At 59.3% G+C, this 24,293-nt stretch carries 24 protein-coding genes; 5 read left to right on the top strand and 19 right to left on the bottom strand.

Features of this window, described 5'->3' with window-relative positions:
* Nucleotides 1–2: 2 nt before the first annotated feature.
* From N2601_RS24850 to N2601_RS24770, 17 genes are all read right to left on the bottom strand, one after another.
* Nucleotides 3–986: an ABC transporter permease gene (locus N2601_RS24850; RefSeq protein WP_104826996.1), complete on the bottom strand. Its 984-nt coding sequence runs from the start codon at nt 984–986 to the stop codon at nt 3–5.
* A 70-nt stretch (nt 987–1,056) separates the two neighbouring features.
* Nucleotides 1,057–2,001, bottom strand: a complete 945-nt coding sequence (locus tag N2601_RS24845; RefSeq protein WP_104826995.1) for a substrate-binding domain-containing protein — start codon at nt 1,999–2,001, stop codon at nt 1,057–1,059.
* A gap of 400 nt (nt 2,002–2,401) precedes the next feature.
* Nucleotides 2,402–2,644 carry a hypothetical protein gene (locus N2601_RS24840; protein ID WP_260304041.1) on the bottom strand — a complete coding sequence of 81 codons (243 nt, stop codon included), beginning with the start codon at nt 2,642–2,644 and terminating at the stop codon, nt 2,402–2,404.
* 167 nt (nt 2,645–2,811) lie between these two features.
* Nucleotides 2,812–3,627: a carbohydrate ABC transporter permease gene (locus tag N2601_RS24835; RefSeq protein WP_260304040.1), complete on the bottom strand. Its 816-nt coding sequence runs from the start codon at nt 3,625–3,627 to the stop codon at nt 2,812–2,814.
* Nucleotides 3,628–3,635: 8 nt separating this feature from the next.
* Entirely contained in the window at nt 3,636–4,565 is a 930-nt protein-coding gene (locus N2601_RS24830) for a carbohydrate ABC transporter permease (protein ID WP_260304039.1), read from the bottom strand.
* Nucleotides 4,565–5,896 (bottom strand): ABC transporter substrate-binding protein, encoded by a 1,332-nt coding sequence (locus N2601_RS24825; protein ID WP_104826989.1) that lies wholly within the window; start codon nt 5,894–5,896, stop codon nt 4,565–4,567. Before N2601_RS24825 ends, N2601_RS24830 begins: the two co-directional genes overlap by 1 nt.
* A 50-nt stretch (nt 5,897–5,946) precedes the next feature.
* Nucleotides 5,947–6,606, bottom strand: a complete 660-nt coding sequence (locus N2601_RS24820; RefSeq protein WP_260304038.1) for a GntR family transcriptional regulator — start codon at nt 6,604–6,606, stop codon at nt 5,947–5,949.
* A 27-nt stretch (nt 6,607–6,633) separates the two neighbouring features.
* The gene (locus tag N2601_RS24815) at nt 6,634–7,518 is read right to left on the bottom strand and encodes a dihydrodipicolinate synthase family protein (protein ID WP_260304037.1); all 885 of its coding nucleotides are present in this window, start codon (nt 7,516–7,518) and stop codon (nt 6,634–6,636) included.
* Nucleotides 7,519–7,651: 133 nt separating this feature from the next.
* Nucleotides 7,652–8,635, bottom strand: coding sequence for an ROK family protein (locus N2601_RS24810; RefSeq protein ID WP_260304036.1), 984 nt, complete (start codon nt 8,633–8,635; stop codon nt 7,652–7,654).
* Nucleotides 8,632–9,357 carry a ribulose-phosphate 3-epimerase gene (locus N2601_RS24805; protein WP_260304035.1) on the bottom strand — a complete coding sequence of 242 codons (726 nt, stop codon included), beginning with the start codon at nt 9,355–9,357 and terminating at the stop codon, nt 8,632–8,634. Before N2601_RS24805 ends, N2601_RS24810 begins: the two co-directional genes overlap by 4 nt.
* On the bottom strand, nt 9,354–10,181 hold the full coding sequence (locus tag N2601_RS24800; RefSeq protein ID WP_260304034.1) for an alpha/beta fold hydrolase: 828 nt from the start codon (nt 10,179–10,181) through the stop codon (nt 9,354–9,356). Before N2601_RS24800 ends, N2601_RS24805 begins: the two co-directional genes overlap by 4 nt.
* Nucleotides 10,181–10,999 (bottom strand): sugar phosphate isomerase/epimerase family protein, encoded by an 819-nt coding sequence (locus N2601_RS24795; protein WP_260304033.1) that lies wholly within the window; start codon nt 10,997–10,999, stop codon nt 10,181–10,183. The genes N2601_RS24800 and N2601_RS24795 overlap by 1 nt, the downstream gene beginning before the upstream one ends.
* Nucleotides 10,999–12,075, bottom strand: coding sequence for a Gfo/Idh/MocA family protein (locus N2601_RS24790; RefSeq protein ID WP_260304032.1), 1,077 nt, complete (start codon nt 12,073–12,075; stop codon nt 10,999–11,001). Before N2601_RS24790 ends, N2601_RS24795 begins: the two co-directional genes overlap by 1 nt.
* A gap of 10 nt (nt 12,076–12,085) precedes the next feature.
* Complete coding sequence (locus tag N2601_RS24785) at nt 12,086–12,904, bottom strand: sugar phosphate isomerase/epimerase family protein (RefSeq protein WP_260304031.1); 819 nt, start codon at nt 12,902–12,904, stop codon at nt 12,086–12,088.
* 4 nt (nt 12,905–12,908) lie between these two features.
* The gene (locus tag N2601_RS24780; protein WP_260304030.1) at nt 12,909–13,745 is read right to left on the bottom strand and encodes a carbohydrate ABC transporter permease; all 837 of its coding nucleotides are present in this window, start codon (nt 13,743–13,745) and stop codon (nt 12,909–12,911) included.
* Complete coding sequence (locus tag N2601_RS24775) at nt 13,742–14,584, bottom strand: carbohydrate ABC transporter permease (protein WP_445945039.1); 843 nt, start codon at nt 14,582–14,584, stop codon at nt 13,742–13,744. The genes N2601_RS24780 and N2601_RS24775 overlap by 4 nt, the downstream gene beginning before the upstream one ends.
* Before the next feature lie 91 nt (nt 14,585–14,675).
* Entirely contained in the window at nt 14,676–16,010 is a 1,335-nt protein-coding gene (locus N2601_RS24770) for an ABC transporter substrate-binding protein (RefSeq protein WP_260304028.1), read from the bottom strand.
* A gap of 179 nt (nt 16,011–16,189) precedes the next feature.
* Here N2601_RS24770 and N2601_RS24765 point away from each other — a divergent pair, with 179 nt between their 5' ends.
* Together N2601_RS24765 and N2601_RS24760 are read left to right on the top strand one after the other, a co-directional pair.
* Nucleotides 16,190–17,338: a Gfo/Idh/MocA family protein gene (locus N2601_RS24765; protein WP_260304027.1), complete on the top strand. Its 1,149-nt coding sequence runs from the start codon at nt 16,190–16,192 to the stop codon at nt 17,336–17,338.
* 23 nt (nt 17,339–17,361) lie between these two features.
* Complete coding sequence (locus tag N2601_RS24760) at nt 17,362–18,315, top strand: alpha/beta hydrolase (RefSeq protein ID WP_260304026.1); 954 nt, start codon at nt 17,362–17,364, stop codon at nt 18,313–18,315.
* Between the two features lie 18 nt (nt 18,316–18,333).
* Here the strand turns inward: N2601_RS24760 and N2601_RS24755 are convergent, their stop codons facing one another.
* Nucleotides 18,334–19,368 (bottom strand): LacI family DNA-binding transcriptional regulator, encoded by a 1,035-nt coding sequence (locus tag N2601_RS24755; protein WP_260304025.1) that lies wholly within the window; start codon nt 19,366–19,368, stop codon nt 18,334–18,336.
* 184 nt (nt 19,369–19,552) lie between these two features.
* Complete coding sequence (locus N2601_RS24750; RefSeq protein ID WP_445945013.1) at nt 19,553–20,467, bottom strand: sugar-binding transcriptional regulator; 915 nt, start codon at nt 20,465–20,467, stop codon at nt 19,553–19,555.
* A 227-nt stretch (nt 20,468–20,694) separates the two neighbouring features.
* Between N2601_RS24750 and N2601_RS24745 the strand changes: the two genes are divergently transcribed.
* From N2601_RS24745 to N2601_RS24735, 3 genes are all read left to right on the top strand, one after another.
* Complete coding sequence (locus N2601_RS24745) at nt 20,695–21,636, top strand: tagatose-bisphosphate aldolase (RefSeq protein WP_260304024.1); 942 nt, start codon at nt 20,695–20,697, stop codon at nt 21,634–21,636.
* Nucleotides 21,629–23,041 carry an ROK family protein gene (locus N2601_RS24740; protein ID WP_260304023.1) on the top strand — a complete coding sequence of 471 codons (1,413 nt, stop codon included), beginning with the start codon at nt 21,629–21,631 and terminating at the stop codon, nt 23,039–23,041. The genes N2601_RS24745 and N2601_RS24740 overlap by 8 nt, the downstream gene beginning before the upstream one ends.
* 230 nt (nt 23,042–23,271) lie before the next feature.
* On the top strand, nt 23,272–24,261 hold the full coding sequence (locus N2601_RS24735; protein WP_260304022.1) for an ABC transporter substrate-binding protein: 990 nt from the start codon (nt 23,272–23,274) through the stop codon (nt 24,259–24,261).
* Nucleotides 24,262–24,293: the final 32 nt, after the last annotated feature.

Genomic DNA, 24,293 nt, shown 5'->3' with positions numbered 1-24,293 from the left:
GTCTACACTCCCGCGCTATGTCGACGTTCAAGCCATGAATGAAGCGCCATCATGCCGAGGATGATTGCTCCGATGAAAATATTATAGGCAAGCCCAGGCACTCCCACCATCACGATGCCGTTTCGCATGATGCGCAGAATGAAGATGCCAAGCACTGTTCCGATGATGGTCCCCCGTCCGCCCGTCAGCACCGTTCCGCCGATGACGACCATTGCGATCACCTCGAGCTCATAGCCCGTTCCGCTATTTGGATTTGCCGCCGACGTGCGGATCGAGCTGATCACCCCTGCAAGCGAGGCCATGGCCGAAGACGTCATGAACAAATAGATCTTGGTTCGGCTGACATTGACGCCGCGGGCACGCGCCGCATTCGGATTGCCGCCGGACGCCTGTATCCAATTGCCGATTTTCGTTTGAGTGAGAACAAAGTGGGCGGCGAATGCCGCTAGCGCGAACCACAGCACCGACATGTACATTCGGAAGCTGCCGATGAAGAAGCTGCCAGCCAAGAGGTTGGCAAACCAGTTGTTTCCGGCAGTCCAGGTGTGTTGGGGAAAGCCGTCGGTGACGTAAAGGGCAGTGCCGCGCACCACCAGGAGCATACCGAGCGTCACCAGAAAGGACGGAATGTTCAGCTTCGTGACGAACCACCCGTTAACAAAGCCAATGAAGAGGCTGAGTGCGAGTGTGACGAGGAAGGCGGCGCCGAGCGGCATCAGATTGCCATTGAACACCGTCCACATTAAAACGGCGGAGAAGCCGAACACCGATCCCACCGACAAATCGAATTCCCCTGCGGTCATCAGCAAGGTCATCGCCAACGCGATCAGCCCGAGTTCGACGGTAAACGAGAGCGTGTTGCTGATGTTTGGAAGCGAGAGAAAGTCCGAATTGAAGGACCAGAAGACCACAAGCTCAAGCACCAGCAGTACCAGCGGGCCGAATTCGGGTTTCGAAACGAAGCGTTGAACAAAGGAATGTTGCATGGGCGCTCACCGATTGGGGTGGCCACCCGGTTTGAACCGGATGGCGCAGCCGGTACGACTTTCGACGACGTTACTTGCCCGAGAGAATTTTGTCGTAGATCTCGGCTTTGTCCTTTTCATAAAGAGCGCCGGTAATGATGTTAAAGCCGGGCGGGATCTTGCTGGCGGCCATGGCTGCGATTGATAGAGCCATGTAGCTGGTTGCTTGCGGGTCCTGCCACTGAGCGGCATTCACGTAACCCGTCAGGACTTCCTGTGTCGTATCGGGCGAGTTGCCCCAGCCGACGACGGGAATTTCGCCCGGCTTTACGCCGACCTGATCAAACACCCGCTTGATGCTTCCGGTGACGAGGTCGCCAAGCCCGATAATCGCCTTGATTTTCGAGCGATTGGCGGTGAGGTAATCTGACATGCGAGTAATGATTTCAGCCTGGTCCAATGTGGAGTCTGTGATTTCCCAGGTAATATTTAGTGGCTTGAAGACGCTGGCTATTCCCTCTTCTTCCTGCACGCCATAAGTCGCACCGGGAACCTCCACCGGCATCCAGACGAAGTCACCGGATTTCACGAGCTTCTTGTCGACCAGATATTGCGCCCAGTTATGGCCGAAGCTCTTGTTGTCACCCCCGACATAGGCGTTGAAGCTCGCTTGGGGATCGGGCGTGTTGAAGTTGATGATCGGGATCTTGGCGGCATTGGCTTCCTTCACGACTTGGACGAGGCTGCCCGGATCCGGGCTGGTGGTCACGATGCCGGCAGCCCCCGCCGAAATTGCAGCCCTCACGGCCTCCTGTTGCGCCGGAACATCACCGTTGTGGAACGATGTGTTGACCTTGTTGCCGGTGTCTTCGGCCCAGAGCTTGGCCCCGGCTAGAAAATAGGTCCACACAGGATCCGCCGGAGAGCCGTGCGATATCCAATAATAGGTTTTGCCCTGCGCATAGGCTGTCGAAATGAAACCCGCTCCAGCGGCAATGAAGATCGCCGCGAGTAAGGTAATAGCTTTCCTTAGCATGTGAAAACTCCTCCCTTGGTCCGGTTGGTTGACCGGTCGGCTTGATTGCTGACCTCCCCAGTCAACATCAAAATGCTTCGCATCCTGCGTTCATTTTGATGCTTAAAAGCCAGCCGGAGGTAGAGAGAGATGTCAAGTGAATCCGGTCACGAATCCGAGCCGGCGGAGCAGAATACAAAATCGGGAATGAACTAAGCCATTGCTTTGAAGTAATCGGCCATGATGATTGGCGATTGCCGGGCGGAAAATCGTCGGGGAGTATCTATGTCCCGTGGTTTTACGCGATAGCGGAGGTTCGCTGTCTCTGAAGCTTCCCGTCAGGCCTGATGAAGGCTGGCGGCAATAAAGCTGATCCAGGTTTACATAGGCCCGGCGCAAGGCCGGGCCGACACAATGGCGATTAGCGGCAAATCCGCTCCCTCGTGACAACTCTGTGCCCGTGGTGCCATTCCTTTACCACCCTGGTAAAGCAGTGCCGATGGTGATGACGATAATACCAGTCGTCGCGGTCGTCGTAGTGATGGCGATGATGATAATAGGGACCGCCACCTGTCGTAATTTCTACCGAGGCGGCCTGGGATGGAAGACTTGTGGCTGCAAGCGAAGCAAGGGCGATTGCAGACACGATGAAGAACTTGCTCATGAGTTTCCTCCGGTTACATCTTACACGAACGTCGCTTTGCGACGTTGGTTCTAAGCTAATCCCGGGGGAGTGAACGAGAGCTGACGGTTACGTTAATCTGAGCTTCATGAACAATTCGCCGATCGGTAGCTTCCGAGCGGCGCGGCGAAGTAGGGCCTGCATTCAACTCACTTGACGGCGCCAGCGGTCAGGCCGGCAACGATCTGCTTCTGGGCAAATATCGTCAGAACGAGCACCGGCAGCGTCACGATCAGCGCTGCCGCCGCAAGCGGTCCCCAGCTCACCTGCTCGAATGACAACATGTTGTAGACGGCGACCGGCAAGGTGCGCGTCTCGCGGCTGGCGAGCACGATGCCGAAGACGAAATTGTTCCATGAGAAGATGACCGAGAGGATGAAGGCAACGACGATCCCCGGCTTGGCGATCGGCAGGGCCACCAGCCGGAAGATCTGCCACGGCGTTGCCCCGTCGATAGCGGCCGCTTCCTCCAGCTCCATCGGTGTCGTCTCGAAATAGCCGATCATGATCCAGACGACGATCGGGACCGTCACGACCAGATGTATGATGATCTGCGGCCAAAGCGTTCCCAAAAGGTTCAGCCATTGGAAGAGCAGAAACAGCGGAATGAGGAAGGAAAGGCCGGGCGTCATTCGCGCGATCATGATGACGATCGCCGACTTCTCCGCCTTGAGGCGTGCGATGCCGTAGCCGGCCGGAACGCCGATCAGCAGCGCGAGCAATGTCGCGGATCCGGTCACCAGAATGGAGTTCCAGAAATAGAGGAAGAAGTTGTTCTCCTCGAAAACCTTGAGGTAGTTCGACCAGGCGAAGCGCTCGGGAATAAAGATCGGCGGATAGGCGCCGTTATCGATTTCGTATTTCAACGAGAGCGAGATCATCCACAGGAAGAATAGGACCACCGGCGAAATCATCACCAGCGCCACGAAGAGAAGACCGATCCGGTCGAGCGTCTTGCGTTTCATCGAAGTGCCTACCTATCCGACCAGTTCGCGCGCTGTCTCGCCATCAGCAGGACGAAGGAGAGCACGACGATGAGGATGAAGAAGATGACCGCCATGGCCGAGCCGTAGCCGATGTCATAGTAGGAGAAGGCGGTGTTGTAGAGATAGATGTTGATCGTCTCGGAGGCCGTGCCCGGTCCGCCCTGCGTCATCGCATAGATGATGTCGAAGCTCTTGATCGCATCGATGCTGCGAATAATCACGGCGATCATCAGGAAGGGCGCGATCATCGGCAGGGTAAGATAACGAAACTTCTGCCATGCATTGGCGCCGTCGATCTCGGCGCTTTCATAGGGTTCGCGCGGAACGGCGGCGAGGCCGCCGAGCACGATCAGCATGACGAGCGGTGTCCATTGCCAGGTCTCCACCACGACCAGCGACGGGATGACGCTGAATTGATTGTAGATCCATTCCTGCGGACCAATGCCTATGAAGGACAAAAGATAGTTGAGCACTCCGAGCTGCGGATGAAACATCATGGTCCAGACGAGCGCGATGGCGACGGGCGTCGCCATCATCGGCATGACGAAAATGCCGCGCAGAAAGCCGCGGAAGGGGAATTGCGCATCGAAGATTAGGGCGGCGAGCGTGCCCAGGAAAACCGGTGCGATGACCGAGAGCCCTGTATAGAGAACCGTGTGCCACAGCGCCTCCCAGAAGCGGGCGTCGGTCGCCAGGCGAAGGTAGTTGGCAAAGCCCGCAAAGGTCTGGGATTGCCCAAGGGTCCAGCTATTCACGCTCATCCATAGGGTGAAAACCCACGGAAAAACAATAACCGCGGCAATGACCACCAGGGCCGGAATGACGAAGGGCCAATAGTTGGGAGCAAGCCGATTTGTCGGCTTGCTCTTCTCCTTGACGCTGCTCGCCGTGGTATCTTCGATGCGCACGGACACCATCACCCCTCGCTTCGGGCCAGCACCGGCTCGAACTGCGCGGTTGCGTTCTTTAGCTCGCTCGCGGGATCCGCACCGCCGATCATGTTGGTAAGCGCCACGCCGTAGATGTCACGGAACTCGGTGACGGGGATGATAACCGGCAGGCCGAGTGCGGAGACTTTGCCGGAGCCGACCACGGCATCGAGCCAGGCCCCAGGCATCTTGACGCCTTCACGGACCTTCTGATCCTCGAGGACGGATTGGCGGAAGGGCACGCCGGCGCCGGCCTGTAGCAGCCGCGCGCCCATGTCATGCGAGATCACCCATTGGCAGAAGAGATAGGCGGCTTCCTTCTTCTGGCTCGCCGCCGTCACGCCGATACCGTCGCCAAAGGTGGCGGCCGCTTGTGCAGAAGGCCCCTTGGGAATGACGCTATAGCCGACCTGGCCGACAACGCGGGATTTTTCCGGATTTTCGATCGGCGGCGCAAAGCCGACGCCGTCGAGCCACATGCCGATCTTGCCCTGCAGGAACGCGGATTGAGACTCGGCCCAGTTGAAGCCGGAAACGCCCGGAGGTGCGGCCTTGGTCATCAGTCGCTGATAGAGCTTGGCAGCCTCGACAGCTTCTGGCGAGGTGGTGCGCAATTTGCCGTCGGGGGAAAGCGGCGTCATGCCATAGCCGAGCATGAGGGCTGTCCAGACCGGCGTGTTGGCATTTTTGAGACCGCGGGCGACGAAGCCGTAGGTATTGGTCGATTTATCCGTGAGCGCTTCGGCGGCATTGGCCATGTCGTCAAAGGTTTGCGGATAGGTAAGCCCCTTCTTCTCGAAGAGCGCCTTGTTCCAATAGACGATCCAGTAATCCACCGAGAAGGGCAGGGAGCGCAGGACGCCATTGGAATCCTTGGCGAACTTCAAGCCTGCCTCGGCAAAATCGCTTTCGACCAGCGATGGGTCCGTCAAGGACGGATCCTTCAGGAAACCGCTGATGTCGGCGAGCCAGCCGCCCTTTTCGAACTGCCGCTTCTGCACGTGATAGCTGAGGTGCACGACGTCGAAGCTCGGCTTTCCGGAGCTGAGCTCAATCGTCGTCTTCTGGCGCTGCTGCTGCTCGGGCGTCGCTTCGGCATTCACCTTGATGCCGGTCAGCGCCTCGAACTCGCTGAGATATTTGAGGATGGTTTCGCTGCGCGGGCTTTTGACCAGGTTGACTTCCAGCGTGGTTCCCGAAAACCGCTTCCAGTCCACCGATGCCGATGCCGTGCGCATGCCGAGCATGCTGGCCGCGCCCAAAGCTGCCGTGCCCGCCATGAAGCGGCGGCGTGTGGGATTGATGAATGACGATGACATGCTGTTCCTCCTCCTTTGGCCGAAATCTCCTCATTTGCGGCCTGTTTCATTCAAATCTTCAATGCACGATCCCTTGCCCCGTTGATGTGCGAAACGAGAGATGCGACCGCGTCCTCCGCGGATCGTCTTTCGATCGCCTCCAGCACCTGCAGGTGCTCGTTCATGACCGGCCCGACATGGCCGTTGATCCGGAAACGATCCTGACTGATCAGGCGCATCTTGATTGAATTGACGCGATAGGCATTCGAAATAATCGTGTTACCGAGTGCGTCGATAAAAGCATCGTGCATGCCCCAATCCACCGATTGCGCATGAACCTCAAGCTCCTGCGAGGCATCGCCAGACTGGATGGCGGCGGCGATATCGCGATGCTGTTTCAAGAGTTCGGCAATCGTTTCGTCGGAAGCCGTATGGGTGAAGAGCGCAACCGCTTCCTTTTCCAGAAAGATGCGTAGCTGAAACGCCTCGCGGATCAGGTTGAGATCGATATGGGCAATCTGGAGACCGCGTTGCGGCACCGTCTTGATCAAGCCTTCGGCTTCCAGCCGCGGGATCAGCTCACGGATGGCGCCAAGCGGTAAACCTGTGAGTTCCACGAGCCTGCGCTGCGAGACGAATTCGCCCGGCCGCACATCGCGAGCAAGCAGATGGTGGGTAAAGCTAGCATAGGCTTTTTCCCGTAAGGTCGGCTGCTCGTTCACGCCGTCCATTCGTCCCTCTCTCCCTCTCCGGTCCGCTTAAGCCGCCTTGGATCTGAAAAGCGCATTGAACGCGCCGGCAAGATGTTCCTGTCCTTCGTCGGATATTGAAACGAGCGGCGGGCGAACAGCAAGCCAGATTTCATCCCCGGAGAGTTGTGCTACCATAACTTTGACGGCCGCAGTCACCGGAAATTTCAGCAGCTCCGGAACAAAATCCTCGACGCGCGGATCATCCTTTCCCTCCTCAGCCATCAGCCGGATTTCGCGGGGCACGAAATTTGCCATCCCGGAAATCGCCCCCTGGCCGCCCAACCGAACGCCCCTGGCGAGGTGCCGTTCGTCGCCGATCAGGATGATGAGATCGCCATGCGCCTTCAATAGCGACTCCGTGAACGGCCAATCGCCGGAGGAGTCCTTGACTCCAACGACAATGCCGGGAAAGGCGCTGCGCAGCCTGCCTATCAGCGCCACCGAGAGCGGCACCATGGTAATGGAAGGAATGTTGTAGACGATGATGTCGCGCGCTCTGTCGCCTAGCCGAGCGAATACGGCCGAGAACCAGCGAAACAGTCCTTCGTCGCTGACATTCTTGAAATAGAAAGGTGGCGCTAGCAGGATATTGCGCACGCCTTTCGTGAGCGCAAATGATGCTTGCGCGGCGGCATTTTCGACCGAATCCGCCATGACGCCCACGATAATCTGGTTCGGCGCAATCCCCACATCCAGGAAAGCGTCGAGCACCTCTTCGCGCTCCTGCGTCCCGATGGAGGAGCCCTCGCCGGTGGTACCGAACAGCGTGACGCTCGAGCATCCCGACGCAAGGCTTGTCTCGGCCTGCTTGATCATGGGGCCGATCGCGATATCGCCGTTGGTATCGAAGGGCGTCGTAAGCGCGACTGACAGACCGAATTTGCGAGACAAGTTCCATTCCTCCAGATGTGTTGTCAGTACATACCGACTAACATGTTAGTTGTATAGTCAGAATCGCGCGCGCCATATTGGCTCATGAAAAAATCTGTGATGACTGGTGAGGCAGGCACCGCGGAGCTTGAGATCAGCTCTCGCTAGCCGATGGCGCAGGGTCGGTTTTCGCATCATCTCCCAGGATGAGGCTGGCCGCTCCGATCAGGCCTGCGTGACGCCCGAGTTGCGCGGGGACGATCGGCACGTCGCGATAGGCCGGCATGGCGCGATCGTGAACCGTCGCCGCAATGGTGTCGTGCAGGAGATCGAAACCGTGAGATATCCCGCCGCCCATCACCAGAATGTCGGGGGAGTAGAGATGGAGCAGATTGGTGAAACCGATCCCCAGCCAGCGAGCCTCCGCACTCAGCAGTTCCAGCGCAAGTGCGTCGCCATTTCGCGCGGCGTCAACAACGTGGCGCCCGGTCACTTCAGCATCGGCCGATAGCTTGCGCAGCATCGAGCCGTCGGATTGCCGGGTCCGCGCCGTTGCCCGCCTGCCAAGGGCCGTCCCCGAGGCTACGGCTTCAAAACAACCGATCGCACCGCAAAAGCATCGTTCCCCTTCGCTGGTGATCGTCATGTGGCCGATTTCCCCAGCCAGGCCGCGCCTGCCATGCAAGGTTCGACCGTCAACGATCACGCCGCCGCCGATGCCGGTCGACACGGTGACGAAGACCATCGAAAGCGCGCCTCGTCCGGCGCCGTACCGCCATTCGCCAAGTGCGGCCGCGTTCGCATCATTTTCAAGCCGGACCGGCAGTTGAAACCGGCTAGAGAGAATGTCTGCTAGTGGAACCTCGTACCACCCGGCAAGCGTCGGCGGGGCAATGACGATGCCGGCTTCCGGATCGAGCGGCCCGGGGGCGCCGATGCCAATCCCGACGGGAAGGAGATCAGGCGTTTCCGCCAGCGCCGCGGCTGCCAGTAGCTCGATCTGCTGGATGACCGCGGACGGTCCCCCCGCCGCATGCGTAGGCACGGCGGAGAATGACAGGAGGCTCCCCTGACTATCCACCAGCGCAGCGCGGAGCTCCGTTCCACCGAGATCAAATGCAAGGGCAACCTTTTTCACGAAACACGGCTCTCCAATCCATGGAGCCAAGCCATCCGGTCGCCCAGGTTCTTGTCACCGAAGGCCAGCGATCCGAGGACGACCGTTTGTGCTCCGGCGGCACGCAGGAGCGGTACGGTCTGCTCGCGAATGCCGCCATCGGCCGCCAAGATCACCTGATCCTCCCGGCCGGACTGTTTCAGCAGTGAGCGCGCCTCGACCAGCCGGTCGCAGGCCTTCTCGGAGAGGCTTTGGCCTTTGACGCCGATCGATGTGCCAAGCAGGGTCACGAAGGCGACATGGTCGATGAACGGCCGGATCGCTGAAACGGGGGTCTCCAATCGCAGGACGACGCCGGCTTCGGCGCCCAGTTCCTTTGCCAGCGCAATGGCGCGTAACCCCGCTTCGCCGTTTTCGGCGTGAACGCTGATAAGATCCGCACCCGCTTCGATGAACTGACGCGTCTGCTCTTCGACGATCTCGGCCTCGACCATAAGATGAACATGGATCGGCCTGGCGGTTGCCTTTGTGATGCGGGCGACGAAATCCGGAAAGAACAGGAATCCCGGCGTAAAGCGCGCATCGGCGACGTCGATGTGATGCAGGTCGGCATAGGGTTCAATGCGCCGGAGATCGGCCTCCATGTTGGCAAGATCGGCCGACCATAGCGAGAATTCGCCCAATAGCCGGTTGCGGGGGAGCGCTGCTATGGCCGCGGGGCCAGAAAGAGTTTTGCGTGTCATGATGGAAAGAGGCTCCGGATGGTCTTGGATGCGAGAAAGGTGGCGATAGCGTCCTGAACTTCAGCGAAATGCCGTGCCTTGTCGGCCGCCTTGGAGGTGACTTCGACAAAGCTGGCGCCGGGGATGGTGTCAGCGAGCGTTCGCGCGCAGGCGAGCGGATGGATCGCGTCCTGTTCGTTGCCGATGACGAGGGCAGGAATTTTGAAGGCAGCGGTCTCTGCCTCAGTCACGCCCGTGCCGTCAGCCGCGATATCGGCCAGCACGGATGCGAAAGCGACGGCATTCGGCCGGTCGAAATAGCCGAGCAGGGAGGCAAAATTATCGAGCGCGTTCGCGCGTATGCCCATGCCGATCTCCGAACCGGCGAAGCGTTCCCTGGCTTCCGCGATCGGATACGAGCGGAGCAAGGCCGCGACGGTTCGGACCGGCTCCAGATTAGCCGGCGCGGCGGCAAAGCTCCAGGCGGGGCGGACGAGAGCGAGGGCTGCGACGCGATCCGGATAGTGGTGAGCGAGGTGGAGGGCAATTGCCGCCCCCATGGAAATGCCGCCGGCGACAAAGCGTTCGAACCCGCGATCTGTCGCCGCTGCCAGCACATCCTCGGCAAACATTCGTAGTGAAAAAGGCCTGATGTCGCCGAGCGACGACGAACCATGTCCGCGACATTCGACGGTGATGCGCCGCGCCTTTCCGATTGGAAAGGTTTGCGCAACCTGTGCTTCATCGCCGCCCAAGCCGTGCTGAAAGAGGACCGGCAGCCCTTGTCCGCTATCGAAAACGGCCAAGCCGGCATCGCCATGCATGAACGCCGCGCTTGCTCCCATCAAACCAATTCCTTGAGAAAGGCCGCAACGTGCGGTGCCTCCGCTGCCGAAAGTCCATGCGTGACGAGGGGACCATGGAAGCCGACGGCTTTTAGCCGCGCGATAAAATCGGGAAAATCCACGATGCCCTGGCCGGCCGTGGCAAAACGTCCGTCGGCATAACGATCCTTGGCATGTGCCATGGCGATGTGTCCGGCGGCAGTCTCGACCGCGCGCTCGACAATGGCGCGTGCTTCCAATGGCGTGGCGCTTTCGAAAAGATTGGCCGGATCGAGGACGATACGCAGCCTTTCCGATCCCATCTCCGCGATCAGTCGCTTGGCGTCCGCCGCCGAGGTTACGATATTCGCCTGTTCGGGTTCGATGCCGAGATCGACGCCATGGTCTTCCGCCAGCGCCAGCGCCTTCGACATCTCCGTAGCCATGTCGGCCCAGGCCGTGGGATCGCGGTTTTCTGGATGGTGCGCCCACTGATCGCTCGGATGACGCGTGCCGGTGCAGAGCGTGACGAGCGGGATCGAAAGTGCCGCCGCCGTCTCGATGATGACGGCGAGCTGGCTGAGGCCTTTTTGCCGTATCGATATGTCAGGATGCGCCATGTTGTAGGTTCCCGACAAGGCGGCAAGCGAGACGCCCGCCGTTTCCGAGGCAGCGCGGATAGTTGCTACGACCGACTCGGGAACGGTGTCGGGCATGGAGGGCAGCCCGCAGCAGGCGAGATTGAACTGCGTGGTCGCACAGCCGCTATCGCGTGCCGCAGACAGCACGCTGAGAGCATCGGTTCCGGGAAAGGTCTTGGCGAAGATCCCGACCTGCATCAGACGGCTCCCGTCACGGCCGCGAGCTCGACGCGCTCGCCAGTCTCCACCGACCGCGCGATCGCCACCATCGCCCGAATGGAGGCGATACCATCCTCGACATTGGCGCCGCGCATGGGAGCACCCTTCAGGGCGGCATCGGCGAGACTTTCGAGCTGCCTGCGGAAGAAGTGCCCGTCCGCACCAAGCGGTTTCCTGCTTGTTGCGTCTTTCTCATGAAAGATCTCGACTTCGCTGGAGCGGAGGTACCAGGGATTGAAGGTCTTTGCGAGGACGGAGCCATTTTCGCCGTAGAGCTGGAGACCCTCGTGCCAATCCATGCGAACGGCAACCGTGAGGTCCAGATGGCCGAGGGCGCCATTGGTGAATTCGGTTTCCACGAACCAGCAATAGGCACCGGCGCGTTCCAGCAGGCGCGCGCGCACGGCGACGATATCGCCGCAGAAGAAGCGGGCGGTGTCGACCAGATGCGAACCATGCGCCAGCATGAAATATTGCCTGAGATCGGCTTTCGGGTTGCCGGCCGGTTTGCGCGCAAGCTTGCTGGTGATGGGAAGCGGCTGCACGGCATCGGTGTTGGTGTAGCGGTGGGTTGAATCGCAATACCATGCCTTCAGCGCAAGGATCTGGCCGATATCGTTGTGAACGAAGTCACGCGCGGCCTGAAGGGCGGGATCAAAACGCTTCATGTGCCCGACCTGCAGGATCTTGCCCGAGCGCTTGACGGCGTCGGCCAGCTCCTCGCCTTCCTCGACCGAGACGCCGATCGGCTTTTCGCACAGAACGTGCTTGCCGGCTTCGAGCGCCTTGATGGACATCGGCACATGATAGGCGTCCGAGGTGGCGACGATGACCGCCTCCAAATCGGGGTCGGCCAGCATGGCGTCGTAGTCGCTGAACATTTTCCGCGGCTCATAGGTGGCGCCCATGCGTGCGAGCAGATCGGGTGCTGCGTCACAGATCGCGTAGAGATCGGCATTCCTGGCCTTCACGCAGGATTCCAGATGCGCAAACTGGGCGATCGGCCCGCAGCCCAGGACACCGACGCGAAGACGGCGATTTTCTTTTTCGATCATGGACTTTTCCTTAAATGCCGTGGGTGCGCATCGTCTCGCGGTTGGCCTTTATGGCTGCGGCCGGATTGGCCGCTGCCGTCTCGGATTCCTCTTCCAGCACCAGCCACCCGTTGAAGTGCGGTGCCTGTGAAACGAGATCGATCATCGCCGGCATATCGAGAACGCCCTTGCCCAGCATCGCCCATCGGTCATGCGCGTCGACATCCTTGAGGTGCAGATAGCGTATGCGATCCCGGTAGGTGCGCATCGTGTCGAGGATATCGTCATGTCCACGCAGGATGTGGCCCGTATCCGGAACCCAGCCGACCAGTTCGGGATCAAGCCGCACGAAGATCTGATCGTAATCTGCTCGGTTGAACAACAGGGTATTGTGATGCGAACTCGGATGTACGGCGACTTCAACGCCCGATGCCTTGCCAAGCGCGCCGGCGCGATTGTAGAACTCGGCGGCGATTGCGAACTTGTCCTCCCGCGGCCCTTCCGAGACGATGGTTGCCGAGCCGATCGAGACGAGCGCGCCCGGAAACTCTGCGGCGTAGTCGATCCAGCGCTGCGCCGTGGCCAGATCCTTTTCCATCGCATCGGCAACCGTGAAGCCGCTTTTGGAGCCGAAGGCGAAGGATACGAGTTGCAACCCCTTATCCCTCAGTGCCCCAGCGAATTCGGCGGGCTTTGTGCCGTAGTGGCCGATCATCGTGTCGGTAATTTCGATGCCCGCATAACCGCCGGCGGAAATCGCGGAGAGCAGGTCGTCCGGCGTGCCTGTCCAGGCTTCACCGAGCATTTCCCATGTGAACGTCTGGCAGCCGACCTTCAAATCCCTAGTCATGTCATCATTCCTTGATTCCGCCTTGCGTCAGGCCTTCGATAATGTGGCGTTGGAAAAACAGGACCAAAACAATCAGCGGCACGGTGACCACCGCTGAAGCGGCGGCAATGTCTCCCCAGGGCACGTAGTATTGGTTGGTGAAATTGGCGATGCCCACCGGGATCGTCTGGCGGTCACTGTCCGACGTGAATGCCAGTGCGAACAGAAACTCATTCCAGGCGGTGATGAAGGCAAGCAAGCCAGTGGTCACGAGACTTGGGAGCGACATCGGCAGGATGATGTGCCAAAGCAGGCCGATCACCCCGACGCCATCCATGCGCGCGGCTTCGTCGATCTCCCGCGGGAGCGTTTCGAAATAGCCGAAGAGAACCCAGGTCACGAGCGGTAGCCCCAGCGCCAGATAGGTGATGATCAAGGCTCTGTAGGTGTCCAGAAGTCCAAGCTCGGACGCGATCAGGTAGAGTGGCCCGACGAGCGCGATCTGCGGAAACATCGAGACCGACAGGATGACCATGAGAATTCCAAACCGCCCCTTCACATCAAGGCGTGACAGCGCAAAGGCGGCAAGCGAACCGACAATCAGGCAGAGAGCGGTCGTCGAGAGCGATACGATGAGTGAGTTCAGGACGTAATGGTGCAGGCCTTTTTCCACGAAGGCATTGTAATAATGCTCCAGCGTGAATGGGTTCGGGATGAGCGACGGCGTTCCTTCCGTCAGTGCCTTGTCAAGCTGGAACGAGGTGGAGAACTGCCATAGAAATGGGCCCGCGGACCAGACGAGAATGAGAAGCGCGCCAACATAGATCATTACGCTTTGAAAGGCGGAGCGGGTGCCGTTCATGTCGTCTTCCTCAGTTGTCTGACGAGGAAGAGGCAGAACACCAGGGCGATCACGCCTTCGGTGATGAACATTGCGGTCGAAACGGCCGAACCGTAACCGAACTGCAGCGTTGAGAAGAGCACCTTGTAGGACAGCGTCGAAAGCGTTTCGGTGGAATCGGCCGGGCCGCCACCGGTGAGCACATAGACCAGATCGAAAACGCGAAATGCATCCAGCGCCCTGAAAAGACCGGCAATGAGCAGGGTCGGCAGCAGCAGAGGCAGACGGATATTCCAGAAGATCGTCCAGGCGCCAGCGCCATCCATGCGGGCAGCCTCAATCAACGATTTCGGAACAGTCTGAAGACCGGTCAGTAGGAGTAGCGCCATGAACGGTGTCGTTTTCCAGACATCGGCAAGGATAATCGTCGTCAGTGCCGTTTGCGGCGAACCATACCAGTTCACATTCTGATCGATCAAATCGAGCTGAAGCAGGATGAAATTGATGATGCCGTGCTGGCCGTCGAACAGCCATCCAAACATTTTCGAGGTGACGACGGTTGGCATTGCCCAGGGAACCAGCATCGCCGCGCGGACCATGCCGCGGCCGCTGAAAGTCTCGCAAAGGATCAGCGCCATGGCGAGGCCGATCAGGGTCTCGAGCCCGGTCGAGGCGGCGGTGAACCAGATCGTATGCCACCACGCATTCCAGAACGGTGGATCCGCCAAGAGTTGCAGATAATTGGCAAAGCCGACGAAATCGTTGTCCTGCGTAATCAGGGAACGGTTGGTGAAGGAAAGATAGACGCCATTGATGATCGGATAGAAGGAAACCGATGCTAGCGACAGGAAGGCCGGCAACAGCAGGAGCCAGGGCCAGAGGGCGCTCGGAAGCGCCCCCATTGACCTTTGCATCCTGCTGCCGGCGGGGGCCGTCAATGCAGCGACCATATCAGGCAACGATCTTGTTGATCTGTTCAGCGGCAGCCTTGAGTTCAGCCTGGACGTTGCCGCTGACCAGGGCCTTGGAAATGCTCGACTGTAGCGCCAGCGTCACCTTGGCATATTGCGGCGTGATCGGCCGGGGCGTGGCGCCGGTGAAGACGTTTTGCAGGCTTGCCATGAACGGCTGCTCGGCCTTCAGCTTCGCATTTTCGAAGATTGCGGGGCGTGACGGTGCGAGGCCGAAATTCAGGGCGAGACGGGTCTGGGTTTCCGGAGACGACATCCAGGTCAGGAACTCGATCGCCGCTTCCCGCTTCTTGGAATTGGCGTTGACGCCAAGCTGATAGCCGCCGAGGCACGCAGCACTTTTCCCGCCGGCAAAATGCGGCAACGGCGCAACGGCAACCTTGTCGACGACGTGCGAAGCTTTCGGATCCTGCGCGATCGGATAAACATAGGACCAGTTGCGCATGAACATCGCTTCGCCCGATGTGAAGGGCTGACGGGAAGGCTCTTCATCCCAAGAGAGAACGTTCTGCGGGCTGATTTTCGACTTGTTGATCGTGTCGTAGAGGAACTGGATCGCCTCGACAGCGGCCTTCTCGCCGATAACAGACGATTTGCCGTCGGCTGCCAGGATGGAGCCGCCGTTCGAGGTGATGACTTCCACGGCATCGCAGATCAGAACCTCGGCCTGCTTGCCTTGCCAGAGATAGCCGAACTTGGCGTCGCCGGCCTTCTGGGCCGCAGCCGCCATGGTTGCCATGTCGTCCCAGGTTTCGGGAACCTTGCCGCCATGCTTTTCCACGAGATCCTTGCGGTAGTAGAACATGCCGGAATCGACGAACCAAGGAAGCGCGGTCAGCTTTTCGTTGTAAGTGCAGGCGGCGACCGTTCCGGGGAAATAATCGGCGCGCTTCTCCTTCGGGAAATATTCATCGAGCGGTAGCGCCCAGCCTGCCGCCGCAAAGCCGGCGATCCAGATCACGTCCTGGCTGAAGACATCGGGCGTTCCGTTGCGACGCGCGAGCTGCTGGATCAGGCCCTGGTAGACTTCGGTCGACGAACTTGGCGGCGGAAGTTCGATGAATTTGACCATGATCCGGTCCTGCGACTCGTTATAGGCCTTAACGAGATCGCCGATACCTTCCTTGCCGAAGAAGCTGGCACTGGCAAAGCTGATCTCCGTGCGATCGGCAGCGCGCGCTGTGCGCATTCCAAGACCCGATGCGATGCCGAGGGTAGCCGCACCCGCGGCTCCGAGCAGGAAGTGACGACGGTCAAGCATTGCGGAATCTGCAGCCACATTCGAAGCGGTCGGCGCTTTCTTGAAATCGGTCATGTTTCCCTCCCAGGAAAGACTGGCGTCCTCCAAAAATCTCCGCGCCAGCATTGGCATATGTTCGATAAAAAATTGTCGCGCGTCAAGAAATAAGATGCTTTAAATCACTTTGGAACGCGTCGGCTCAGGCCGTCCGTCGAGGAGGCGTTGGTTATCCAATCCGGAGAGGTTTGAGAAATATGGCTGAAAAAACAAAGGGAACGCTTGGCATCGGGATCATCGGCTGCGGCAACATATCGATGACCTATCTGCGTAATGCCTCGCTGTTTGCCGGTATTGAGGTGCACGCCTGTGCCGATATTTCGGCTGATGCGGCGGCTCTGCGCGGAAAGGAGTTCGGCATTCGCAGCGTCAGCGTCGATCAGCTACTTGCAGATCCCGAAGTCGATCTCGTTCTTAACCTGACCGTGCCGGCGGTTCATTTCGAGATCACCATGTCGGCCTTGTCCGCTGGCAAGCACGTCTTCACGGAAAAGCCGCTTGCAACATCGGCTGCCGACGGTCGGATTTTGGTGGCGGAGGCGAAGAGCCGGGCTTTGTTGCTCGGCTCCGCGCCGGATACCTTCCTTGGCGCTGCGGGCCGGCGGGCGCGTCGCCTGATGGAGGAGGGTGCGATAGGTCGCCCCGTCAGCGGCACCGCCTTCATGATGGGACGCGGCATGGAGCACTGGCACCCCAATCCGCAATTCTACTATCAGCCCGGCGGCGGCCCTGTCTTCGATATGGGGCCTTACTACTTGACCATGATGGTGAATTTGCTCGGTCCGGTCGTGCGCGTCATGGCGATGGCGACGAAAGGTCAGGACGAACGTCTCATCACCGCGGAAGGGCCATTCAAGAATACGACGTTCAAGGTCGGTACGCCAACCAACGTTCTGTCGCTGCTCGAATTCCAATCCGGTGCGACCATCAACTTCGGCGCGTCCTGGGATGTGTTCCGCCATTCCAATCACCCAATTGAGCTGCACGGCACCGAAGGCTCGCTGCGGCTGCCGGATCCCGATACATTCGGTGGTACGGTCTCTCTGTCCGAGCGGGGTGCCGAGTGGCGGAATTTCGAAAGTGATGGGGAGCTCTACGGCGAACGAAACTGGCCGTTTGCCGCGCCGGATCGGGCGAACTACCGTATGCTCGGTGTTGCCGACCTAGCGCGTGCACTTGCGGAAAACCGGCCGCCACGTGCATCGGGGGAACTCGCTCTCCATGTGCTCGAAATCATGGAGGCTATTCTCGCCTCCGGCCAGAGCGGGCAATCGGTCAGCATCGCCGGTGACCTGGCGCGACCGCCGCTTCTTGGCGAAGACGAAGCGCGCAGTTTTCTGGCCTAAACCGCCGCACGGGGAGAAGCGACGTGACCGAATACTTTGACGAAGGTGCGCAATGGGTTCTCGATGTCAGCAAGGCGGCGAAGCTGCGACCGCTTGAAGCTGGCACGCCCTTGGAGGCCCGTATCGCCTACAATGCTGGCAGCCCGGCGCTTCAGGGCGCTCGCGAGGCGGTTGCTTCGGTGGAGGACCGCCGGATCAGCGGCCCCAACGGCCCGATCACCCTTCGCATCTATCGCGGCATCGGAGCGCCTTCCAAAGAGGGGCGGGGTCTTCTCTATCTCCATGGCGGCGGCTGGGTGATCGGCAATCTCGACTCTCACGACGAGATTTGCCGATGGTTTGCCAACCTCGCCGAATGCACGGTGGTCTGCCCGGATTACCGCCTTGCGCCGGAACACAAATTTCCCGCCGGACTGATGGATTGCGCTGCGACGCTGGCATTCATGGCGCAGGCCGCCGTGGAGATCGGCGTCGACCCCGAACGAATTGCGGTGGCCGGCGACAGCGCCGGCGGCAATCTTGCGGCCGTGCTGGCGTTGATGTCGCGTTCAGGCGACGCCCCGCGGCTTGCGGCTCAACTGCTCATCTACCCCAACACGGACGCCACGCAGACGGCGGACAGCTATCGCCGGTACGGTGAAGGCTTCGGTTTGACCGCCGCGACGATGAAATGGTTTCGAGACCATTATGTTCGCACCGCAGCCGATATCGTGGATTGGAAGGTCTCACCCGCGCTGGCCGAAACTGTTGCAGGGGCACCGCTGGCATTCATTGCCACGGCCGGGCACGACATTCTCGTTGACGAAGGCATGGCCTATGCCAAGCGGTTGCAGGAGGATGGAGTTCACGTGGTCCAGCGCGATTGGCCAGGGCAGATTCACGGGTTTGTCTCGATGGGAAGATTCATACCGGCCGCGCGGCAGGCGGTGGAGGACGCAGTCGCGGCGTGGCGCGGCTTTGAAGGAATTCCCGATTAAGCGAGACTGCGACCCGTTTTATGCCGATTGGCGCATGACCAACGTCCCATCGAGGCTAACTTTGCCCGCGATCGTGCGAGCCGGCGCACCCGTATCGCCGAGAAGCGTCAGCAGCGTGTCGACGCTGTTTGCAGTCATGGAGGCAAAATCCTGCGCCATCGTCGTCAGTGGCGGGCAAGTGTAGCGGCTCAATGGATGGTCGTCATGGGCCGCTATGCGCAGGTCGTCGCCCTTCTTGCGTCCGACCTTTAGCCGATGCGCGAAAGCGGCAGCCATCACACCAAAGGCAAGACGGTCATTGGCGCAGAGGAGGGTCTTGAATGACAGCTTCTTGGCTTTGAGCATCGCGTCCATCTGCTCGTAGCCGACGCGCTCGAAATCCCATGTATAGGCGGCAATGGTCTTGATCACCACGGGCTCCTGGCCCGAAGCCTCCATCGTGGCAATATAGCTCGCCAATCTCTCCGGGGAATTGTGATTGACGTGGGGAATGTCGAGATAGACCGGCGCCTCTCCAGAGCGGCAGAGATATTCCACGATGGTCGCTACGCTCTGGTAGTTATTGTTGCCGATGAACGGCGTGTTGCCCTCGATGTAGGTATCGAAATAGACGAGGGGAACATTCTGCGTGAGTTTTTCAAACGCGCGCGGATCGGATTTCTGCCCAAGTGGTGCGGCGATCGCGCCCGCCACTTTCAATGACAGCATCGTGCTGACGGCTTCGACCTCCAGCTCCGGCAGACCGTGCGAGGAAAACACGATTGGCCAATAGCCTTCATCGCGCAGGCGCAGTTCCAGGCGGTTGACCATTTCGGCATAAAAGGGGTCCGTCAGCGCCGGAACGAGAATACCGACATTGCGGGTCCTCTTTCGATTGAGGTTCCGTGCGTAAAGATTTGGCTGGTAGTCCGATGCGCGAAGTGCGGCTTCGATCAGCGCACGTGTCGCCGGCTTCACGCTCGTCGGATCATCGAAATATTTGGAAAGGGTTGGGCGGGAGACGCCGCAGGATTTCGCAAAATCCTCCATTGTCTTATGCGTCAATTTTTTCATCGAAAGTCGACCGTTTTCAAACCGCTATGCCCGTCCATGATGCGTCGACGCAAAAAGAGGCGCAACGGGCAAACGTAAGTTCCGAGCAAGTTTTTCCGGTCTTGTGTAACCTCAGAACGTTACGTGTGTAAATTTTATTAATTGACGCAAAAATTGCCTGGTCGACCACCACAAGAGATTTTTCTCAAGATTTATCGGCGGCGGACAAGCGATCGAGAATGGCCTGCGCCGTATTGGCATCTGTCACGAGAGCATTGATCATGCCCGATCGTGCCGCCCCGATGATGCCGGGCGCCTTGGCAGGGGTTGCGGCAACCGCAATGCACAAGGGAATTCGTTGCAGTTGCTGCGGGGAGGCGGCGATCATGCGTTCCTCGCCATCCCAATGAAGGAGTTCGCCGGCCTCGGTTACGTAATGGCGCAAAACGTCACCTGCCGCATGACTTAAGGCTTTTTCTCCCGGGAGAGCCGCGGTCGCTTCTGAGGAACTTGCGACATGCGTTAAGCCGACGCCGACGATCGCAGCATCCAGCTTGTTCCACAGCGACGTGACCTGCTGAACGGTGGGATCGGCGAGGAAAGCATCGCGCAATTCCGAAGATGAAATGTAGGGGGCGTGCAGAAAATGCGGAATTCCCCCCATTTGCTCTGCGGCCTGCCGCACAAACTCGTTGATTTGAAAATGCGGAGCCGCCTGCTGCATTCCCCCGTTGAGAGCAATGGTTGCGATGCCAGGCAACTGCGGCAAGCCCGCAAAGGTAACTTCGCGAACAGCCCGTCCCCAGCCGATGCCGAGCGTTGAGCCCGATCGCAGTCCCGCTTGCTGCAACATTGATCCGACCGGCGGGGCGAGGGCGCTGAGAACGTTCGACGACGGTGTGTCGATCACGATGGCGTTGCGCAGTTTCAGGCCGTCAACCAAGGCCGCCCCCAAATCTTCCGAGGGGGAAAGATCGATCACCTCGATCCGAACGATCCCGGCCGAGCGTGCCTTCTGAAGCAGCCGCGAGACTGTAGCCGTTGATAATCCTAGCTTTTTAGCGATATCAACCTGCGACATATCGGATTGGTAATGCAGCTTCGCAACCGTATGCAGCAAGGCACGGTTCGTTGCAGAGTCCTGCGACTGAGACGAATTCAGATTGAAATTCCTTTCTGCAATGTGTTACACATTCGGCGTGTGAGGAGTTATCGCTCAAAACGGCCGGTTTCGCAACGATTATGCAGGCTCATGAGCGCTCTCAATGTTTCGTCGGCCATCCCTCAGAAGTTTGGGGTGGGCGCACTTTCAGCATCCGGTTTGGGACGGGCTAAAGGGAGGAGCAGATGTCGAGATTGACGACAGCCGAAATGCGAGGTTACCAGCAGATTTGCGGTCACGACGGCGCCATGATGGTTATCGCCTGTGATCAGCGCGGCGGCATGCGCAGTCTGCTTGCAAGCGACCCGCAGGAGCAGGCCGCCATCTCCGACAAGACCCTCGGCGACACGAAGGCGGATATCGCCATGTTTCTTGCAAGCAAGGCATCCTGTGTTCTCGTCGATCCAATCTGTGCTGTTCCTGCATTGGTGGACGACCGCATTATCAGGCGCGATACCGCACTTCTGATTGGCCTCGACGCATCGGGTTGGGACACCTCGCCGGAAGGATATCGCCTTTCCAAGCTGGTGCCTGGCATTTCGGCCCGTCGCGTCCGTCAGCTTGGTGCCACCGGCGGCAAGATCATGGTCTATCTCCGCTCCGACCGGGATGAAGCGAACAGGCACAACATCGACATCCTGCGCCAATGCATCGAGGACTTCGCGCGCGAAGACCTGCTGCTGGTCGTCGAATTCCTGACATACAGATTTGAGGACGAAGATGAGGCGGACTACAAGTCGAAGCTGCCGTCGCTGGTCGTTGGAGGAAGCAAGATTTGCCTGGACTGCGGATCGAAGGTTCTAAAGATTCCCTATCCTGGCACTGCTGAGGCCTGTGCGGAGGTCACGCGGCTGGCGGGGGACGTGCCGTGGGCGGTGCTGTCGGCCGGCGTCGACCATTCGACGTTCTTGCGGCAGGTCGAAGACGCCATGCGCAACGGCGCATCCGGTGTCATCGCGGGCCGGTCTCTATGGAAAGACTGCATCTCGCTCGACCGTTCCGTCACGAAGGACCGATTGGAAACCGTCGCTGTTCCGCGGCTTCGCGAAATTCAAGCGGTGATCGCGGCACATTTCAAAGGCGTCAAGTCTGAAGGTCTCGGCCAAGGACAGAAAGCAGATGTCTGAATTAGCCATTGGCGTGGACATTGGCGGCACGAATATTCGTGCGGCTCTCGTCTCCAAACGAGGCGAAATCCTCAAAAAACTGTCGGAGCGGACACCGAGCGACCCCCGGCAGGTCTTCGAGCGCGTCAAGGTGATGGCAAGAGAACTCGGTGCGGCTGGCGTTGTTGGGCTCGGCGTAGGCATTCCTGGCCGTGTCGACATTGCAAATCGTTCGGTCCTATCCGGCGGCATCTTGAATTTGGCCGGCATGGACCTCGTCGATCAACTGGAGGCAAGTCTCGGCAAGCGGGTCGTCATCGAAAATGATTGCAGCATGGCGCTCATAGCCGAAATGAGTATCGGTGCTGCAAGAGGTTTTCAAAGCGTTGCCATGCTGACCATCGGAACGGGGATCGGCGGCGCAGTTGCCCACGACGGCAGGATCTATCATGGCCACAGAACTGCCGGGCAGTTGGGCCATATCTGCGTCCGACATGATGGTCCGGAATGCGCGTGCGGAAGACGCGGTTGCGTGGAAACCTTCAGCTCGGGAACGGCGCTGCGCCGGCACATAAACGAAGCGGGTCTATCGGCAGCATCCATTGCCGATGTTTTTGAAATGGCCTCAAACGGAGATGCGACGGCTAGGGCGGTGTTACACGCCTGGGCGGCACCTTTGCGTACAGCGCTCGACAACATCGCTGCAACGATGGATCCGGAAATCATCATATTGGGAGGGGGCCTCGGTTCCGATGCGGCGCGAGCTCTCGCAGATCTCCCCGCGGTGGCGCCATGGTTTCGTCCGGCGATCCTGCCGGCCAAGCTCGGAGATGACGCCGGGATAGTCGGTGCCGGCCTGGCGACGTTTTCAGACGCCTTCCGCTGTGTCGAAAAGCGTGTCGTGCTGGTCAATGGCGTGCCGGCCTCGGGAAAAAGCCGCCTCGCCAAATTGCTGTCGCAACGCACGGGATGGCCGGTCCTTTCCCTCGACGGCATCAAGAACCCGTTCCTGGAGCACATTGGCGGCGTCGACCGGGAGTTCAATCGGACACTCGGAAAGGCGAGCTACCAGGCGATTTGGTCGGCCATTCGCGAGGCTCCGGCCGGCTCCACGTTCATCGTGGACGCGTGGTTCGGCTTTCAGCCAAAAACCGTGCTCGAAGCCTACATCAAAGATGCAGGCGTCGATCGCGTCGCAGAACTTTGGTGCAAGGTGCCCGGTGTCGTTGCCGGGGAACGCTATGCCCATCGCTTGAGAGACAGGCTGCCCGGCCATCCGGGAGCGGACTATATCCCGGAACTGGTGGCGCTCGCCGATCGTGCCGAACCCATGGAATGTGGTCCATCGATGACAGTTGACCAAACAAAGGAACCGGACATGGACGAAGTAACGGCCTGGATTTCGACGGTGTTCGGCCGGGCTTGAAAATACCCGCCTCCCAGGCGGCAGACAAAAGCGAGATCCCGACTTCAAACCGCAGCGCGACACTCCGTCGGCGGCAGGGTGCGTCGCTTTGCCAATCGCATTGATTGGTTAGCTATTTCAAATAGATAGTGGAAATTCGTTACAGAAAAAAATTACTTGACGGCCCGCTGTAAGCCGCTGATTATCCATTGCGCCGGACAGGGGAGGTCTGGTTTCAAGAGGAGGAAATTATGGAGCGCCGTTCATTTCTTAAGGCCACCGCTGTGGCAACGCTTGCCACCGGTGTTTCGGCTGTTGCCGGCACCACCAAAGCCGCAGACAAGAAGTTTACGATTGCACTTATTCCAGGCCTGACGACGGATGCCTTCTATATCACCATGCGCAAGGGCGCTGAAGCTGCCGCCAAGGCGGTGGGTGCTCAGCTCATGTTCCAGGGCGCATCCGACTTCAATCCGGTCACACAGGTTCCGGTTCTCGATGCCGTCATTGCCAAGAAACCGGATGCGATCCTGATTGCACCGACCGACAAGGATCAGTTGGTCCAGCCGCTGAAGAAGGCTGTCGATGCGGGTATCCCGGTCATCACCGTCGATACGTTCATCGGTACCGGGGTTTATCAAACGGGCAGTGGCGACGCCGATTTTCCGCTGTCTTACATTGCCTCGGACAACCTGCTCGGTGGGGCCATTGCTGCGCGCGCACTTGCAAAGGCCGTCAACGAAAAAGGCAAGGTCTACGTTTCAAACGTCAAGCCAGGTATCTCGACGACGGACCAGCGCGAGCAAGGGTTCAAGGACGAGATGAAGAAATATCCGAACATCACTGTTCTGGAAACACAATACAACGACGACGATGCGAACAAAGCGGCGTCGCAGCTCCAGGCCGTCTATGCCCGTAATTCGGATCTTGACGGCGTTTTCGGTGCCAACCTCTTCTCCGCTCTCGGCGCCGCAAACGGGGTGCAGCAGGCGGGCCAGACAGGCAAAATCCGCGTTGTCGCCTTTGATGCACCGACGACAATCGTCGACAATATCAATTCCGGCCTCGTTGATCTCGCGATTGCCCAGCATCCGGCCGAAATTGGCTACTTCGGCGTGATGGCAGCCTATGCGCATCTGACCGGCAACTCGATCCCGACCGCTATCGGTACCGGTTTCACCGTCATCGACAAATCGAATGTCGCCGATAAGAACGTCGCGAAATTTATCTACTCCGATTGATCGGATGAAGTCTGGCGCCTCGCTCAAGGGCG

Origin of the sequence: Rhizobium sp. CB3060, assembly GCF_025200735.1 — a bacterium.
Lineage (GTDB): Bacteria > Pseudomonadota > Alphaproteobacteria > Rhizobiales > Rhizobiaceae > Rhizobium.
The sequence above is the reverse complement of the archived record's forward strand: the minus strand, read 5'-3'. Positions and strand labels throughout refer to the sequence as shown.